This is a genomic window from Mycobacterium sp. 1245111.1 (genome assembly GCF_001673405.1).
Lineage (GTDB): Bacteria > Actinomycetota > Actinomycetes > Mycobacteriales > Mycobacteriaceae > Mycobacterium.
On the sequence record NZ_LZLV01000057.1, the window covers coordinates 46,519 to 61,887 of the forward strand.

Sequence of the window (15,369 nt, forward strand, 5' to 3'; positions counted from 1 at the left end):
CCTGCAATCCGTCGTGGGAGCGGTAGACGAGTTCGCCAGCGTCGCGAGCTTCGACTTCAGTTGTGTAGCAGAGCATGTGCCGTCCTCCTTATTGGCTGACTACGGATGCGGGAAGATCGCCTCGATCCGGGGTCCGTCCGTCGACCAGAACACTTTGTAGGGAGGATGCCCGATCACCGGAAGCCGCATGCGGATTCCGCCAGGAGTGGTGATCGCCGTGGACAGCGACTGGGCTTGGCCAGGCATGCGGAAGATGAGTTCGACGGTATCCAGGACACTGTTGTACAGGTCCACATCCGGGCCCGCTTCCAGTTCGTCGAGCTGCGCGTCGGCGACCTGGGAATAGTCGCCTTCCACGCTCACGTCCGCCGGGTACGTGCGCGCCGCACCGTCGGCGAGGCCGTGGCGCGCGCCAGCAGCTCGCGAAGCTCGGGATCGCTGTCGAATTCGAGCTGGGCGTTGGTGACCACGACCGCTGGCTGTAGCAGGACGCTGCCGTCGGGGTTCTCACGCATAACGAAGCGCTGGTTGGGGCGGCCGGGAAGTACCGCGCGGCTCCGGCTGTCGGTTTCGACGAATGCAAGCTCGCTCACCCCAACCACGATAACCCACTTTCCCACAGTGGGCAATGTGCTCGCTGTGGCGAACCCAGCGCACTAGCGACTCGGCAGCGCGACACCCGCCGATTTCAACGCATCCTCGGCAACCTCAACGAGGCCAACCAGGGCGTCGTGCTCGGCGTCATTCGAATCACCGTCCAGCGCCCGATACGCCGTCGTCAATGCGTCGCGATACCACTCGTGATCCGTCGGTTCCATCAATCCTCATACCCCTGTTCCTGAGTTGAGACGGGCGCGTAGAGGAGCAGGGCCGGCAACTCGACTGTGGTCGGCTGGCCGTCGCCAACCGCGAACCAATCCTTGCTGGAGCCGTCCTCATCGTTGGACGTGTCCTGCAGTTCGCAGACCACGCCGACCGCATCGCGTAAGACCGTGAAGATCGGCAGCTCGTCGAATTCCTCGTCGGTCTCGATTTCAGGGCGCGCGGCCTCCGCCAGCAGGAACGACAATTGCGGTACTTGGACTGAAATGCTCTTGGCGTCAATCCATTCGGACCCGTTCGGCTCTGCACGCAGCGATCCATTGAAGCTGGCCCGTAAGACGGCGGCGAGGTCGTTTTCCAGACGGAGGTCCGCGCTGTGGGAAGCCGGCTCGTGGCCCATCTCATTTCTCCTGGTTGTCGGCAGCGCGGCGGACCCTGCGGAGGGTCGTCACGCGCATCGTGCCCGGCACGCGCAGTGGTCGGCACGAAGGTCGGCCGTGTCGCCGCATCTTTTTCCCGACACGCACACACGGCGCCAGAAATCGCTCAGACACATCACCAGATCCACGGCTTGGCCGCCTGTGCGACGTAGCGTGCGGCAAACGACAAGGAGGCCAGCATGGGTGCGTATCCCGCTCCGTGGATCGCAGCGAGGTCCATCCGCGACCTCGCCGGCCATTTCACGCATACGACAACAAAATCGCTGTCGTGTGGCGTGACATCGCAGGACATTCAGCGGGACAACGATATTCGTGCGGCGCGGGGCGCTCAGGCGCTTATGGCTTACGGCGCTTACCTCAACGACGCGACGGTCAACGAGGACCTTCAATCAAGTGTTTCCGATCTGCTCGGTGACCTGCGCCATCTCTGCGACGCCGTCGGCGTCGACTGGGACCGCGCCGTTGAACGCTCGGGCCGCGACCACTTCTCGGAGGTGCGCGGTGCCTCCTGACACTTCGGGCGTGAGGCCGCTGTCTGACCGGCCCGATGTCGCGCGGATTCTCGACGAGCTCGCGCACTGGCACCGTCAGTACGAGCGCGCGGCCGACCCAGACGATTTCGCCAGCGCCGGTAGCACGGAGGCTGCGCAGCTGTCGGGGCGCGTGGGTGAGCTCCTGGCCGCGCTAGGCCGGCCCGTCTCGCTCGGTTGACCGCGCCAGCCCGTATCGCCGGATAAAACGCAGACGCCGACGCGAAATGGGCATACACCGCAATGGCTTTGACGTACCGACAGACTTGAGGCGCGGGAAACGCGTGGCGTGATTGACGGCCACCTGCAGTCACGTCGACCATGGACAGTTATGGAGGATGCGGCGCCAGTGCCCAACCCGCGCCTGATGGGTCTCATCGACGGCTTCGCGGCCCGGTGGGGCCTCAGCGATACCGACGTTGCTCGGCGGCTCGCGATCGCGCCTCACACCCTTCAGGAATGGCGCAGCCACGGAGTTCGTCGGCTACCGGATCGGCCCGTCCTCGAAGCGATCGCCGCCGTGCTGGCGATGGAGTATCAGCGAGTGCTCCAGGTATGCCTCACCGACACCGGCCACCTATCAACACCGAGCGGACATGGCGCGCCGAGCCTAGAGACGGTCATGCAGCTCGGCGCCTACGCGGACGCGCTGCCCACGCATAAGATGCCGGCGTTCCAGATACCCAGCGTGCACCTCGAGCCCAATCACAGTGCCGGCGCCCCGCACGCGATGCGGGCACGCGCCTACCTGCACCTGGTCGACGCTGACGGCCCCGAGTCCGTCGTGATCGGCGGCTACGCGGATTTCTTGCTCATCAGCCTGGACGCTACCCCGGCGTCGGCTGGCGCTGAAAGTGCAACGGCCACATCGGTTTACGCGCCCCTATTCCCAGGGGATGTTCCCCGGCCCGGTTTGCTCGACGCCGACGAGGATGGGCGATGGGGGTTGCTCGTCGAGGACGTCTTCATCGACCCCGCCTTCCGCGGAAATTGGTTAGCGGCCTTCCTTGTCGTGACGATCGCGCAGCGCATCAGTGAGCAGACCGGTCCCGGTCTGATCGCGATCTGCCCGCACACACCAGATCTTGTGATGCACACCAATCGCGAGGACGACGCGGAGGACCTCTCCCAACGCTCCCGCGACTATTGGCACGACCACCTCCGCATGACTGCCACCGCGGACGGTTTCCTCGTCGTCTCCACGGGCTCGGCCGCATTCGCTGCGGCCGTCGACGAACACAAGGTCGTCAACGATGTGTTCATCTGCCTCGACCGTGATCAACTCCTGCTGCGGCGCCGCAACAATGACTGCAAGCTCTGGCCGGCAAGCAGTAATCCGTTGCCCGCCAACACTGACGGCAGCGCGCACGCCGCCGCCGTGACACCGTATTTCGGTGAACGCCATTTCACCGAACTCAATCGGATCATCGCCGGCGTCCAACACCTCGGCGACATGACCTACGCCAGCGTGACGGCCGTCATCTCCTTCGTCGGCCCCGACCCCACGAACCAGCAGCAAAGCAACGTCTTTGCGCGCGCGGCCCGTTACCTCGCCGAGCATCCCGAGATCGCTGTCAGCTGCACACATTGGCGCGATTTCACCGACGATCGCGGCGCCGCCATGTTCGCCCTGGACATCGAAGTCATCCCGCCAGCGTGGCGCGACACCTTCCTGCGGTAACTCGCTGCGCGGCTTGTTATCTGGCGCGCAGACGCAGCTTCAATCCGGCGGGCTTGTAGGTGATTGTTTCCGACATCGCCAGCGTGTAGCCGGGATCAGATTCCAGGTCGAACTGGTGCAGGACCGCCGCCAACGTCAGTACCGATTCGTGCAGGGCGAACTGGCGGCCGATGCAGGCCCGCGGGCCGGTGCCGAACGGCTTGTAGATCCGCTGACCCAGCGTGCGCTGCTGTTCGGGCAGGAACCGGTCGGGGTTGAAGCTGTCGGCATCCGGGCCCCACGCGTGGTCGCGATGTGCGGCGTCTAATAGGACGAACACCCAGTCGCCCTTGTTGAATTCGTATTGGCCGTCGCCGATGGTGGTGGCGGTCTTGGCTTGCCGGTAGTAGCCCGGCACCACCGGGGTCAGCCGCAGGGTTTCGTCGACGACGCGGCGCAGGTAGCGCAGCTTGGCGATGTCGTCGAAGCCGATGTCGGGGTAGGCGCGGTCCGGCCAGAACTGGTCGATTTCCGCGCGGGCCCGCGCGGCCGTTTCGGGGTTGGTCGCGAGGTGGTGTAGCGCGAATGCCACTGTGTTGGCGGTGGTTTCGCTGCCCGCGACGAGCAGGGTGAGGACTTGGTTGATGATGTTGTCGTCATCGAGTTGGGCGCCGCTGTCTGGATCGGCGCGGTACAGCATCGTGTCGAGGATGCTGGACCCTGCTGACGGGGTTTGGTTGCGGCGGCGGGTGTTGATGACGTCGGCGACCCACCGGCGAATAAATTCCTTGTCTGCGTAGTGCTGACGTCGACGCTTGCGGCCGAACAGCTTCTCGTAGAACGGTATTGCCCCTGTTCGGCGGATCGAGAACTCGAGTTCGCGCAGCACCGCATCGAGGAACGGGTTGTCGGCGTGGTCGCCGAGCTTGCCGAAGGAGTAGCCGAAGCCGGCCCGCGCGACGATCTCCATGGCGAGCCGGTTCGCCTCGTCGGCGACGTCGATCCACTCGGTGGTGTTCATCCACGCCGCTAGTTGTTCGCGCACGGCGGCGGCCATCGTGTCGTGATAGGACGTCATCGTCGATTTCGAGAACACCGGCATCAAAATGTTGTGCGCCAGTTGCCAATTGGGTTCTTCGTTGAAGGCGGTGATCAGGCCGTCTCCGGCGAGCGGACGTAGCCTTCGTAGGGAAAACCCGACATGCTTTTCCCAGACGTCTTCATTGTTGACGTCGTTGATCAGTCCGGCGTCGGCAAGCACGATGACCGGCACAGAGAAGATCCGCTGCTCCATGATGCCGACACCGAGCTTGCGCATCTGGGTGGTCAGCCCTTGGGCGGGCTTGGCGAAGTCGACGGTCAGCAGGTCGCCGACGACCGGCAGTCGCCACCGAGGGTGCGCAACGCGCGCGCCGGCTGTCACCGCGCCGCCTGTTGCGCCGGGGAATGCATTCGCGTGGCCGCTGTGCAGGCGGCCGGCCACCACCGCGCCAGCGCGAGAAGGTCTTTGATCTCTTCGTCGAGGGTGGCCGAACGTGAGGCAACGACCTCGGAGGCGTCGACGGCCTTGGGGGCGACACCGGCTTCTTTGTTCCGCACTGCGCACGCCAGTTGCAGGGCGCGTGTCGCCGGAACGTATTGGCGGGAAGGGATTCTGTTGCCTTTCAGGTAGCGGCGGATCTCCGCCTCGGCGATCTCGCCGCGAAATGAACGCAGCTGCAGCGCGGCGTCGCGGATCTCCACGGTCGACTGATGCAGCTCGAGCAGGGTGTGCCGGCGCCCGGGAGCCCCGCCGCCGCCGACGTCGAACGCGGTCCCCGGAACGGCGGCCCTCATGCTCTCCCGCAGCGGCTGCAGCTTGCGCCAATTACGGCTCACCGGCTCCAACCCCCAATACCCGAGCAGCTTCATCACGAACGGCACGGCCGCGATCGCCGCCGCACCGGTGGCTTCGAAAAAGAAGTTGTAGCCATGAAACCAGAGCTGGAATCGGGTGGCGTCGGTCAAGCCCCACCTGTTCGTGAACGGCAGAATGAGCGCCTCCCCCGTTGCGAACCCGATCAGCAGACCCAACGCGATCCCAGCCGAGGCGACCAGACGCTCCCGCCGGGTAGGGCTGTGCCGCAGCTCCGCCACACACATCCTCAACAGCTGAACCGACAACACGACCAGCATCGTCAAATAGATCGCCCACGCCCATGCACCCGACCAACCCGGATACGTCTCCAGCGTCTGATGCGCCCGACGCGCCGGCGCACCGGCCGCAAGGAAACCCACGAAAGTCACCACCCCGACCGCCCGGTAACGCACGTATAGGGCGCGGGTGTCGGCTTCCGAGCGGCCTGACCACAACGTCGTGAAACCGAGGAACTCCGTGCAGGCCGGGATCATGAACCCCAGCGACAGCTGCTGGCTGGTGGTGACCGAGCACAGCCCGGAGTACTCCAGCAGCTGCTGCACCCGGTGCTCGCGCAGCAGCTGCACGATCAGCATGAATCCCAGCGTGTTGTTGAGGTAGCGGTCATAGGCTGTGTCGTTGAGCCACACGTAGCGGGCGGCCACCACGGCCATCATGAACACCAGCAGGGGCCAGGCGATCACACCGGGAACGGCTGAGGTCATTGGCGGTTCAAGAAGACGCTGCGCATCACCGATTTCGCGCCGGCGCCCTCCGCGACGACGATCATCACCATGCTGGCGAACATTTCCGCGTCCCGCTCCTGATCGACGTAGAAGTCGGTGCGACCCAAAATCGAGCGCACCATCGCCGGGTCGAGGTCGGGAAGAATCTGGTCCAGCGTGTCGAACTTGTCCGCCTCGTCCTCGCCGCCGTGGCCGCGGCCATGGCCGAGCAGTATGTGCCCGATCTCGTGGCACACGATCTGGTCGATGTGATAATCCGAGGTCCCGGCCTCGTGCATGATCACGTCTTCGGCATCTGAGGCGATCCACAGCCCGCACGGGCTCTCATCCAGAGCCGAGGTGTCGGTCGGCACCAGGCGGATCGGGCGCTGCCGCATCGCCGCGATATTGGCGATGAACACGTCACGGTTCCATGGAACGGGAATGGGAAGCTCGCGGGTAAACGCAAGCATCTCGGCGTTCGACATGGCCATCGTGTGTGGTGCTCCCCCGCACAAGGTAGTCCGTTAGCTTCACCGCACACTCCAACAGCAGCAGGGCGGTTGCTGCTATGTATGCCTGAGGGCGCGGCGTGCACCCATGTTACTGAACCGAGACGCGCAGCGACAACGGGCAGCACCAGTTCGCCGATGCCCAGTGCAGGGCGGCGTTTAGTGGTAAAACACGAGCGGTCGCAGCAAGCGCTTGGCGCGGCGCGACGGCATTCGGTCCGAAGCTCCAAGGAGCCCATTACTCATGCAGTTCCTCGTGTTGCTGCTCGGCGTGGGCCTAATCGTCGGGCTGCTCATCGCGATCGCGAAGGTGGCCCTGGTCGTCGGCGGCATCGCACTGGCCGGCTGGGGCCTGTACCGGGGCGGCCGCTACGCCCTCAAGGAGCGGTACTTCGGCAGCGAGAAATTCCTGGCCCGCAAGGCCGAGATCGCCGCGGTGGTCGCCGAGCACAACGACATCGCCGGCTACGTCGCCGAGATCCGCGACCGCGGACTGTTCAGCCTCGGCGCTTCATCCGCCGGCCAGCACGCGCACCTCGCGACATTCCAGAACACCAGCGCCCACCAGTACCGCCGAGACCGCAACGTCGCCGACTACGAGGCCCCAAACGTCCACAACTGCTCGCTGCAGGTGGTCCGCAACGCCAAAGCCGCCCCAATCAAATACCTGATGAAGTACTTCGACATCCGCGCCGACGAACCCACCCTCGCAGGCGTCGAGAAGCTGGGCGACGACATAGCGCGGCTCGACAACGCGATCGCCAACCTCGAGCAACGCGAAGCCAGCATCACCAAGTCATTCAACCCGCCGCCCTTCATCCTGAAGTTCTACGCCGATGACTTCATGAAACACGTCGGCGTCCAGCTGTCCCCGATCACAGTCCCCCGCCCCGTCTACAAATTCCAGTACGTCAGCGCGGGCGGCAACAGCGGCCAAAACACCATCATCATCCTCAACACCCCGACCGTCGACGCGCTCATCGAAACGATGAGCCAGAAGATCAAGTTCAAGAAGAGCGCCGCCGGCCAGCGCGCGCTGATGACCTCGAAGTTGCGCAGCCTTATCAAGTCGCGCGACCACCACACCTGTCAGAAGTGCTCGATATCGGTTGCGGCGGAACCGCATTTACTCCTCGAGGTCGACCACATCCTCCCGGTCTCACGCGGAGGAATGTCGACCCCGGAGAATCTGCAGACCCTGTGCTGGCGGTGCAACCGGGCCAAGTCGAACAAACTCGCCACCGCCTGAACCAGGCACGCCGACTGGGCTAGAACGTCTTCATGCCGCGCAGCTTCGCGGCATCCACAAACGACTTCGTGTGCAGCCCGATAGTGGTCGTCTCGATTGCCTCAATATCGTCGGAGCCCGTCTGATCATCGGTGCGCCGCAACCACATTGCGAAATTCGTTAACGTGCTCCCCCACTTCGACGGATACACGATGCCGTGCGGCCGATGCCCGTCGAACAGCTGCACCGTGTCCCGAACCCACGTCGCGATACCCGTGGTCAGCGCTTTGAAATCCTCCGAGGAACTCGTCAACTCACTCAGCGTCAGTTGATCAATCCCACAGTCCGCCAACACAGTAGACCCCAACTGCTCGGTCAGTACCGATATCGACTCCGCACCGCAGATGTCAACAAACCACCCATCACGCGGCAGACGCAACTCATAAAGCGAACGGATCTGGCGCCACGCCTGCGGAATTGACCGGTACGCCATCGCGCCGTGCGCCGGTAACTCACGCGCGATCTGCTCAGCCAAGGTGGCCGCATCATCGTCGTCGACATCGTCGAACAACTCGGCCATCGGTGTGCGCGGCGGATCCGGCCGAATGTATTCCAGCACCTCGACGAAAGCCCCGACCGCCGTAACACATCCGTAGACCGTGCGCCCGGGCGTATCCCACCGGGACCAATCCTCGACCGCGTCCCGACCCGGCACGCGTGGCGGCGGATTGATCGCCCCGTACTGGGTGCGCGCTACCCGAAAGATGCTCTGCCCGGAGCTGGCCACCAGGTTCAGCCCAGTCGCAGGACAGATGGTCGACGAACCCATGACCCTCTTTCCTCAACGCGGCGCGAACGGGCCGAGTATAGGGAAACAGGTGGTTCAGGAGTGGTAGGTGTCGCTGATGAATGCTTTCGCGGCCCGGTACACAGCCGGATAGTCGTCCTGACGGATCAACTCGACAGGAGTCGCCCCGTCCAGGCGCGGATTGGCCGACAACAGCCAACTCCGGGCGACTTGATCGTTCTCGGCGTCCTCGATCGACCGGAAGATCGCGTGCGCGGCCTTCAAACGGCGGGCCTTGTCATCCGATGGCTCAGCGTGGCCACTGTCCCCGGGAGGTGCGGCCCAGCGCGCCGGCATCGCTCGACTCCTCGACCCGGCAAGGTAGGCGATCGAGGTACGTCCCAGCCGCTCCAGCAGATACGCGGCCACTTCATGGATGTCCAGGCGCGCGGTATCGTCACCCGCCTTAACCAGCAAGTCAACCATTTCTCAACACCCCCTCGTCAACGGCAAGTCTACAGAAAAAACCGTCTAATCAACGAAAATGATTCCCGTAGTGATCAAAAAATGACTTTTGGATGAACCGAGTCTATTCCATAAATCGTCAGATAGTGATTCAAGTTGCGGGATGCAGCGCGTCCCCCCGCTAGTTAGCTGTGGAAGCGGCGGAACTCTGAGCCGGCAGACAGAGGGCTGATCTTCACGGTTTGTCCGCTCGACGGTGCTTCAAGAACTTTATTATCGCCGACGTAAATTTGGACGTGGCCCGGTGGACGCCCTGCTGAGCTGGGAAAACAAAGATCTCCCGGCCTAGCTTGGGATGCGCTGACCGCTGCGCCGCTGCTGAATTGCGCTTCCGATGTCCGTGGAATTTCTACGCCGAACATTTGCCCGGTGACGTAGCGGGATAGGCCGGAGCAGTCGAAGCCGACTTTGCGGTAGTCGCCGGCCCGGTCGGCCGGGCCGCCGCCGTCGGAGATGCCTTGCGTGGGCCCGCCCATGGAGCCGCCACCCCATGCGTAGGGGATACCGAGCACGTTCTTGGTGATCGCGTTGAGCCGGGCATCGCCGCCGGGGCCCATGGCGAGGCTGGCCGGGCCGCCGTCGTAGCCGTTGGAGGCGTTGGCTCTGGCCAGGATGCCGTCGAGCGTTTGACCCCCGCCGGGCCCGGAGAGCATTGACTGGAACGGGGCAGCCATCCCGGAGAGCGATCCCAGCGGGGAGGTGAGCGCTTTGGGAAGGGATTCCGCGCCCTGCTGCGCCGCGCCGGCGAGGGTCGGCAGGATGTTGGCGGCTTGCTGACTCGACGGCATGGGCGAGTCGTACGGCGACGCTTTGGCGAGGTCGGCGGCGGTCATGCGTGGCGCGCCGAGCCCTCCGCGGCCGCCGGCGCCGGTCGGATCCTGGGCGTTGGGTCCACCGTTGATCTTTTGGCCGCTGGCCTGGTCGGTGTCGCCGAGTCCGTTGGCGGCCGCGGCGCCGGTTTGGTAGTTGCCGGCGCCTTTGTTGAGTTCGGATCCGTAGTTGTCGGCCATCGCGTTCGTGGCGCCGGAAAATCCGGGGCGCACACCGGCGTCGGCGCCGCTGGGAGTACCGCCGAGGCCGCCGAGCTTGCCTGCGGTGTCACCGAACTTGCCGGAAGCGTCGTTCGGGTTGAGCTTGATGTTGCCGGTCATCGTGGACCTCCTATGGCGGCCTCTACGGTCGAATTCCTTGGCTGAGCGGCGGCGCGTGGAAGTTGCCGGACGGTCGTGGCGATGATCGTCATGAGCTGTGGCTCCCCCTAGCTGGCCGGCGGCCGGTTGAGCGGATTCTACGTGCTCATCGGCTGTATTCACGGTTTGCGCCGCAGCTCGCACCGCATTTCTGATGCCCGCTCACCCCGACTGTAAGTCAGCGAAAAACGAGATGCCCAAGGTTGCTGGGCAAGCGCGCACGGCACGCACTGCGCCGGCGGCCAGCAAGACGTTAGAACGGACGCGCCCGACACCTTGGCCGGTCGGGCGGTAAAGACATTTCGAGCGGGACACACCCACGGCTGGTGTCAGTCGAGGTCGCTGAATGCCTTGGCGATGGCGGTCAGGAGTGGGGCGATGGCGCGGCCGACCTCGCGGATGCCGGCGGTATTCCCCGTCTTGTGAACGAGGAAGCCGGCCAGCGTGCCAGTGACAGCGATGGCGGCGATAATGGTCAGAGCGACCAGGGTCGGTGTGTTCATGGGGACCTCCAAGTTGCAGCGGTCAGGGCCGTGGCCCTGAGAACCGGCGCATTAGACCGGCTCATACCTTCGGAGATGAGCACCCGCAGAACACAGGTACGACCTCCTACTTGAAGAAGTACCGACGAACGCGCGGCTTTCCGTCAGTCCCGCTGTAGATCGCCGCGGTAGTTGTTAGGCCGGGCACGGCCCACCAGTCCAAGGACAGACGTCAGGGTCGTAGGCCTGGTCCTTGAAGTGCGTGACGAGGATGCGCTTCGTGCGCGGATCGCTCTGATCCATGTAGCGCGCCACACAGAGCGCCGCGACCTTCTGCGCGCCAGCATTCTTGAGGGCTTTCGCGACCGACTGGATGTGGCCGCCGGTGGTCCAGGTGTCGTCGACGAGGAGCACGCGGCACCCTGGCGGGCATTCACCTGTGACCTGATACAGCGAGGTGTCGAGTTCGCGACGTTCCTGCTCTGTCCGCGTCTTCGCTATCTCAGTGGCCACGACCTCGATCTCGAACTCCGCGGCCAACATCGGGGTGAGGATTTTCTCGCGCAGTGGATGGTTCGCGCCGACCGTTTTGAGCGATGGCACGGTCGCCCACCGGGTCATCTCGCCGCCGAGAAGTTTTTCTGCGCAGTCGAAATGAGCTTTCACACCGAGGGTGATGAGAGAGTCGACGCGCCGCAGCATCTCGCGGCTCGGCGGGATGTCTTTGTAGGCGCGCATCATCTTGTTGCTTTGCGACTCGCTGACGGCGTAGACCATGGAGCCGACGAGGTCAGCGGTCGAGGAGTCGTATTTGAACGCGCATGGGTAGCAGGTGGTTTCGCCGTCTTTCATCCACGCGCCGCGGCATTGCGTGCACGTCTGGCCTGCGATCGGCACGGAGTTGCGTAGATATCCGCCGGCGTTGGTGATGAGGCTCTGCTTGATCTGCGCGAGCGCGGCATCGTCGTCGTTCACCGAAACGCGAAGTGGCTCAGTGCATCACTGGTGCGCTGTGGTTCTGCGCGGATCTCGTCGACCACGGCGCCGAGATCTGCCAGGCTGTCGATGCGGTGAACACCGGGGCGCGGCAGTAGCGCCCGGGCCCACTCGTTGCCGTCGACAACGCTGCCGGTCAGGATGACGGGCCGGCCGTGGGCGACGGCGGCACGAGCCTGCCCGCGTGTTCCGCTTGTCTCGCCGGCTTCGACGACGATGGTGGCCAGCCCATAGCCCGACATCAGGGCGTTGCGCATTGGGAAACTGTATTTCTGCGGTGTCGCGTCCGGCCAAAACTGCGATAGCACCAGGCCTTTAGCGGCGATAGCGGCTTGGAGGTCTCTGTTTTGCGGCGGGTAGGACACGGTGGAGCCGGTGCCGATGAATGCCACTGTGCGGCCGCCGGCGGCCAGCGCAGCGGTGTGCGCTGCAGCGTCGATTCCCGCCGCCAACCCCGCGATGACTGTCAAACCTTCAGACACCAGGAAGTTCGCGATTTTCGCGGCGACGTCCTTGCCTCGATCGGACGCTTTGCGCGCCCCGACCACTGACATGCCCTGATCATCCGGCACGACCTCGCCTTGGGCGAAGAGGAAGGGCGGGGTCTCGAGGATGTCGCGCAGCTGGTGCGGATAGTCCTCGTCGAGCACGCTGATGAAGTTCAGGTCTTCCTGATCCCAGGCGGCGAGGTCGGTTTCGGCGTCGGCCAGGGCGGCGGTGGCGACGGGAGACGGGATCAGCTGCTCGGGATTGAAGTGGTCCCAGACGGCGATGGCGCTTCCGACTTCCAGGACCTTCTCGGTGAGCTTCGGCCAGCTCAGGCCATCCGGGCGGGTGCGAAGGAGGGCGACTAGGGCGACATGCTCATTCACCGTCTTTCCTCCCTCGTGTTCGCCGGCAGCCCTGATGATTGTGCTCCGAGGCTAAGACACAACTGCCGAGGCACTCCAGTTCACGGCCTCAGCGAGGCGTGTGCGCGCCGATCGGGTGTGCTCGGTGGTCGTCCGATCGGCGGACACCGGGCCGAGCCAGTCGACGGCTGGTCGTGGCTAAGGAAGCATGTGCGGGCAGCTAGTGGCCACTTCGCGCGCACTCGTTGACGGCTCGGTCCACCTGGTCGGCGGCGACGGGAACTGCTGATCGCGGCGCTTGAAACACGTTCCCTGACAGGCGAATAACTAGCCCCCTGCGCCGCCTGCTCAGCTGGTCCACCGCAGTTTTCGCTCTGCACGTCTTGGTTTCCTCGTACGATGCGGGCCATGCGTTTAAGCGAGGGGCAAGAATTTGCCGGGTACACCATCGTCCGTCCGCTCGGCTCTGGCGGCATGGGCGAGGTGTACCTGGCCCAACACCCCCGGCTGCCTCGGCAGGACGCGTTGAAGGTTCTGCCGGCCGAGGTGTCATCCGATGTCGACTACCGGGCCCGATTCGAGCGCGAGGCAGATTTCGCATCCAAGCTGTGGCACCCCCACATCGTCAGCGTTCATGACCGCGGCGACCACGACCACCAGCTCTGGATCGCCATGGACTTCGTCGACGGCGACGACGCGGCCCGGTTGCTGGCCAACCGCAACCCCGACGGCATGCCGGCCGCCCGAGTTGTCGACATCATCACAGCGGTAGCCGGCGCACTCGACTACGCCCACAAACGAGGCCTCCTCCATCGCGACGTGAAGCCGGCCAACATCATGCTCACCCACGACGAAGATGAACAACGAATCCTGCTGGCTGACTTCGGAATTGCGCGGACTGTGGAAGACATCGGCGGCCTCACCGCGACGAACATGACAATCGGCACGGTCGCCTACGCCGCCCCCGAGCAACTCATGGGCGAACACATCGACGGCCGCGCCGACCAGTACGCGCTGGCCGCAACCGCCTATCACCTCCTCACCGGCTCGCAGATGTTCCCGAATTCCAACCCCGCCGTCGTGATCAGCCGACATCTCAACGCGGCCCCACCCAAGCTTTCTGACACACATCCCGAGCTGGCTCCGCTCGATCGAGTCCTGACCCTCGCACTCGCGAAAAGCCCCGAGCAGCGCTTCCGGCTCTGCATGGACTTCGCTCGCGCCCTCAACGACGAGCTTCGCCAGCCCAGCGCTCACGGACCCGCCACCGCAACGCAGCAAGCACCGGCGCCGGCCAAAATGGTTGACGTCGCAGATCCTGCCGCGGTCGTGCGCTCTGACGCCGCCACGCAGCAGGCTCCGACACCCCACGCATCCAAGAGCGCTGATGCGCGCGCGGACGACCCACCACAGCGCCTGGGTACTCGAAGGACGTGGTTGATCGCAGCCGCGATCGGCGCGGTCATCCTGACAGCCGTCATCGTCGCGGTGATGCACCATCAGAGCGGCACTAGCACACAGGCGCGGACAGTCAGTAGAGACGTTGTCGCCCAACAGATCAGCGCCAAGATGACTGACACGGCCGGCAACAAACCTGACTCAGTGTCCTGCCCGGAAGACCTCAAGGCGCAAATCGGGGCGCAACTGAACTGCACGATGAAAGTAAAAGGTCAGGACTACAACGTCAACGTGACCGCTACCAGCATTAATGGAGACAAAGTCGACTTCGACACCGCCGAAACGGTGGACAAAGACGTCGTCGCGCGCCAGGTCAGCGACCGGCTCGCCAACAAGGTTGGGCACAAACCGGACTCGGTTACCTGCCCCGACAACCTCAAAGGCACGCCAGGAGCCACGCTGCGGTGCGCCCTCACCGACGGCGGCCAAACTTACGGCGTCACAGTAACGGTCGCGGCCGTCGACGCCGGGGAGGTGGGCTATGGGATACAGGTCGATGACCAAGCGACCACTGCGCCCGCCGGCGCAAACGGTTACTCCAGTCTGCTGATCACAGCGCAAGACATCGACATCACTGGCGACACTTTCACCATGTCTCCCCCAGTCGACAACCCAAACGGAAAGACCGGCGTCGCAGCAGTCTTCAGCAACCAAAGCGACACACGCGAACTCGGCGACACCATCATGATCCTGCCCGACCCGACCGCGGCCGCGACCGCGGTCCAGCGCGCGAAGGCCGCGATCGGCGGCAACGTGATCGGTCAGCTACAGCCCATCACTGTCGGCGACGGCGGAACGATCGCGCAGGGCCCCTCACCAGACGGCTCAAAAGCAGTGACCGTCATGATCTTCGCCCAAGGCAGAGCCTTCGTCACACTGGAATTCGACAGCAAACCCGGAGATCCGGTGCCGCCCAACGTCACCACGAACATCGCCATGAAACAAGCGGCCGCAATCGCTGCACGCCTCGCGAAATGACGACAACGCGGAACCGACTACCGGTTCATCCTTAGTTCCGGTTGTTACCGAACAGGCGCGACTGCAGGACCTGCTTCCAGTGAACCTCACGGGCGAGGACCCGCTTGTTGTCAGTGCTGAGCACCATCGGATCGAGCAGCGCGAACCGCAGGTTTTTCAGCGTGTAGTCCTCCCCTTTGTCTTGCACCAGGGCTTTCAGTGCCACGTTGCCGGGGACTGTCGCAATAAGGGTGTAAACGGCCTGATCGGCCCCGGTGTGTCGGGGCCGGAAAGGTCGCCTGATGACCG

19 protein-coding genes are annotated in these 15,369 nt (G+C 64.3%); 5 read left to right on the forward strand and 14 right to left on the reverse strand.

Annotation, left to right across the window (positions count from 1 at the left end; genetic code table 11):
- Nucleotides 1–99: 99 nt before the first annotated feature.
- The 4 genes from A5658_RS10470 to A5658_RS10480 form a co-directional block, all read right to left on the reverse strand.
- Nucleotides 100–363 (reverse strand): hypothetical protein, encoded by a 264-nt coding sequence (locus A5658_RS10470; RefSeq protein ID WP_067333737.1) that lies wholly within the window; start codon nt 361–363, stop codon nt 100–102.
- A complete protein-coding gene (locus tag A5658_RS10475) occupies nt 360–593 on the reverse strand; it encodes a hypothetical protein (protein WP_067333739.1) in 234 nt (77 codons plus the stop codon). The genes A5658_RS10470 and A5658_RS10475 overlap by 4 nt, the downstream gene beginning before the upstream one ends.
- 63 nt (nt 594–656) lie before the next feature.
- Nucleotides 657–818 carry a hypothetical protein gene (locus A5658_RS28040; protein WP_156751372.1) on the reverse strand — a complete coding sequence of 54 codons (162 nt, stop codon included), beginning with the start codon at nt 816–818 and terminating at the stop codon, nt 657–659.
- On the reverse strand, nt 818–1,222 hold the full coding sequence (locus A5658_RS10480; protein ID WP_067333741.1) for a hypothetical protein: 405 nt from the start codon (nt 1,220–1,222) through the stop codon (nt 818–820). Before A5658_RS10480 ends, A5658_RS28040 begins: the two co-directional genes overlap by 1 nt.
- A 219-nt stretch (nt 1,223–1,441) precedes the next feature.
- Between A5658_RS10480 and A5658_RS27485 the strand changes: the two genes are divergently transcribed.
- From A5658_RS27485 to A5658_RS10490, 3 genes are all read left to right on the forward strand, one after another.
- A complete protein-coding gene (locus A5658_RS27485) occupies nt 1,442–1,774 on the forward strand; it encodes a hypothetical protein (RefSeq protein WP_082993074.1) in 333 nt (110 codons plus the stop codon).
- A 10-nt stretch (nt 1,775–1,784) separates the two neighbouring features.
- The gene (locus A5658_RS10485; protein WP_156751373.1) at nt 1,785–1,973 is read left to right on the forward strand and encodes a hypothetical protein; all 189 of its coding nucleotides are present in this window, start codon (nt 1,785–1,787) and stop codon (nt 1,971–1,973) included.
- Between the two features lie 168 nt (nt 1,974–2,141).
- On the forward strand, nt 2,142–3,473 hold the full coding sequence (locus A5658_RS10490) for a hypothetical protein (protein WP_156751374.1): 1,332 nt from the start codon (nt 2,142–2,144) through the stop codon (nt 3,471–3,473).
- 16 nt (nt 3,474–3,489) lie between these two features.
- Here the strand turns inward: A5658_RS10490 and A5658_RS10495 are convergent, their stop codons facing one another.
- From A5658_RS10495 to A5658_RS10505, 3 genes are read right to left on the reverse strand one after another with little or no spacing between them, the layout of a single operon-like run.
- Nucleotides 3,490–4,875 (reverse strand): cytochrome P450, encoded by a 1,386-nt coding sequence (locus A5658_RS10495; protein WP_197503092.1) that lies wholly within the window; start codon nt 4,873–4,875, stop codon nt 3,490–3,492.
- A complete protein-coding gene (locus A5658_RS10500) occupies nt 4,872–6,074 on the reverse strand; it encodes a DUF6545 domain-containing protein (protein ID WP_067333747.1) in 1,203 nt (400 codons plus the stop codon). The genes A5658_RS10495 and A5658_RS10500 overlap by 4 nt, the downstream gene beginning before the upstream one ends.
- Nucleotides 6,071–6,568, reverse strand: coding sequence for a hypothetical protein (locus A5658_RS10505; RefSeq protein ID WP_067333749.1), 498 nt, complete (start codon nt 6,566–6,568; stop codon nt 6,071–6,073). The genes A5658_RS10500 and A5658_RS10505 overlap by 4 nt, the downstream gene beginning before the upstream one ends.
- A gap of 262 nt (nt 6,569–6,830) precedes the next feature.
- Between A5658_RS10505 and A5658_RS10510 the strand changes: the two genes are divergently transcribed.
- Nucleotides 6,831–7,835 carry an HNH endonuclease gene (locus A5658_RS10510; protein WP_067333751.1) on the forward strand — a complete coding sequence of 335 codons (1,005 nt, stop codon included), beginning with the start codon at nt 6,831–6,833 and terminating at the stop codon, nt 7,833–7,835.
- 19 nt (nt 7,836–7,854) lie between these two features.
- Here the strand turns inward: A5658_RS10510 and A5658_RS10515 are convergent, their stop codons facing one another.
- The 6 genes from A5658_RS10515 to A5658_RS10535 form a co-directional block, all read right to left on the reverse strand.
- Nucleotides 7,855–8,643, reverse strand: a complete 789-nt coding sequence (locus A5658_RS10515) for a hypothetical protein (protein WP_067333754.1) — start codon at nt 8,641–8,643, stop codon at nt 7,855–7,857.
- 54 nt (nt 8,644–8,697) lie between these two features.
- Entirely contained in the window at nt 8,698–9,087 is a 390-nt protein-coding gene (locus tag A5658_RS10520) for an antitoxin Xre/MbcA/ParS toxin-binding domain-containing protein (RefSeq protein WP_067333756.1), read from the reverse strand.
- 164 nt (nt 9,088–9,251) lie between these two features.
- Entirely contained in the window at nt 9,252–10,277 is a 1,026-nt protein-coding gene (locus A5658_RS10525; protein WP_067333758.1) for a C40 family peptidase, read from the reverse strand.
- 368 nt (nt 10,278–10,645) lie between these two features.
- Entirely contained in the window at nt 10,646–10,819 is a 174-nt protein-coding gene (locus A5658_RS28045) for a hypothetical protein (RefSeq protein WP_156751375.1), read from the reverse strand.
- A 174-nt stretch (nt 10,820–10,993) separates the two neighbouring features.
- Complete coding sequence (locus A5658_RS10530; RefSeq protein WP_067333760.1) at nt 10,994–11,773, reverse strand: ComF family protein; 780 nt, start codon at nt 11,771–11,773, stop codon at nt 10,994–10,996.
- Nucleotides 11,770–12,666, reverse strand: coding sequence for a DNA-processing protein DprA (locus A5658_RS10535; protein ID WP_067333763.1), 897 nt, complete (start codon nt 12,664–12,666; stop codon nt 11,770–11,772). The genes A5658_RS10530 and A5658_RS10535 overlap by 4 nt, the downstream gene beginning before the upstream one ends.
- A 387-nt stretch (nt 12,667–13,053) precedes the next feature.
- Between A5658_RS10535 and A5658_RS27490 the strand changes: the two genes are divergently transcribed.
- Nucleotides 13,054–15,081, forward strand: a complete 2,028-nt coding sequence (locus A5658_RS27490; protein WP_082993076.1) for a DUF4333 domain-containing protein — start codon at nt 13,054–13,056, stop codon at nt 15,079–15,081.
- A gap of 31 nt (nt 15,082–15,112) precedes the next feature.
- Here A5658_RS27490 and A5658_RS28050 read toward each other — a convergent pair.
- Nucleotides 15,113–15,369 (reverse strand): hypothetical protein (locus A5658_RS28050; protein WP_231997271.1); only part of this gene is annotated, 257 nt, incomplete at its 5' end.

Bases quoted from the DNA above. Each gene is read 5' to 3' on its own strand.
- A5658_RS28040 (WP_156751372.1), bottom strand. From the start codon at position 818: ATGGAACCGACGGATCACGAGTGGTATCGCGACGCATTGACGACGGCG.
- A5658_RS10480 (WP_067333741.1), bottom strand. From the start codon at position 1,222: ATGGGCCACGAGCCGGCTTCCCACAGCGCGGACCTCCGTCTGGAAAAC.
- A5658_RS27485 (WP_082993074.1), top strand. From the start codon at position 1,442: ATGGGTGCGTATCCCGCTCCGTGGATCGCAGCGAGGTCCATCCGCGAC.
- A5658_RS10500 (WP_067333747.1), bottom strand. From the start codon at position 6,074: ATGACCTCAGCCGTTCCCGGTGTGATCGCCTGGCCCCTGCTGGTGTTC.
- A5658_RS10505 (WP_067333749.1), bottom strand. From the start codon at position 6,568: ATGGCCATGTCGAACGCCGAGATGCTTGCGTTTACCCGCGAGCTTCCC.
- A5658_RS10510 (WP_067333751.1), top strand. From the start codon at position 6,831: ATGCAGTTCCTCGTGTTGCTGCTCGGCGTGGGCCTAATCGTCGGGCTG.
- A5658_RS10515 (WP_067333754.1), bottom strand. From the start codon at position 8,643: ATGGGTTCGTCGACCATCTGTCCTGCGACTGGGCTGAACCTGGTGGCC.
- A5658_RS10520 (WP_067333756.1), bottom strand. From the start codon at position 9,087: ATGGTTGACTTGCTGGTTAAGGCGGGTGACGATACCGCGCGCCTGGAC.
- A5658_RS10525 (WP_067333758.1), bottom strand. From the start codon at position 10,277: ATGACCGGCAACATCAAGCTCAACCCGAACGACGCTTCCGGCAAGTTC.
- A5658_RS28045 (WP_156751375.1), bottom strand. From the start codon at position 10,819: ATGAACACACCGACCCTGGTCGCTCTGACCATTATCGCCGCCATCGCT.
- A5658_RS27490 (WP_082993076.1), top strand. From the start codon at position 13,054: ATGCGTTTAAGCGAGGGGCAAGAATTTGCCGGGTACACCATCGTCCGT.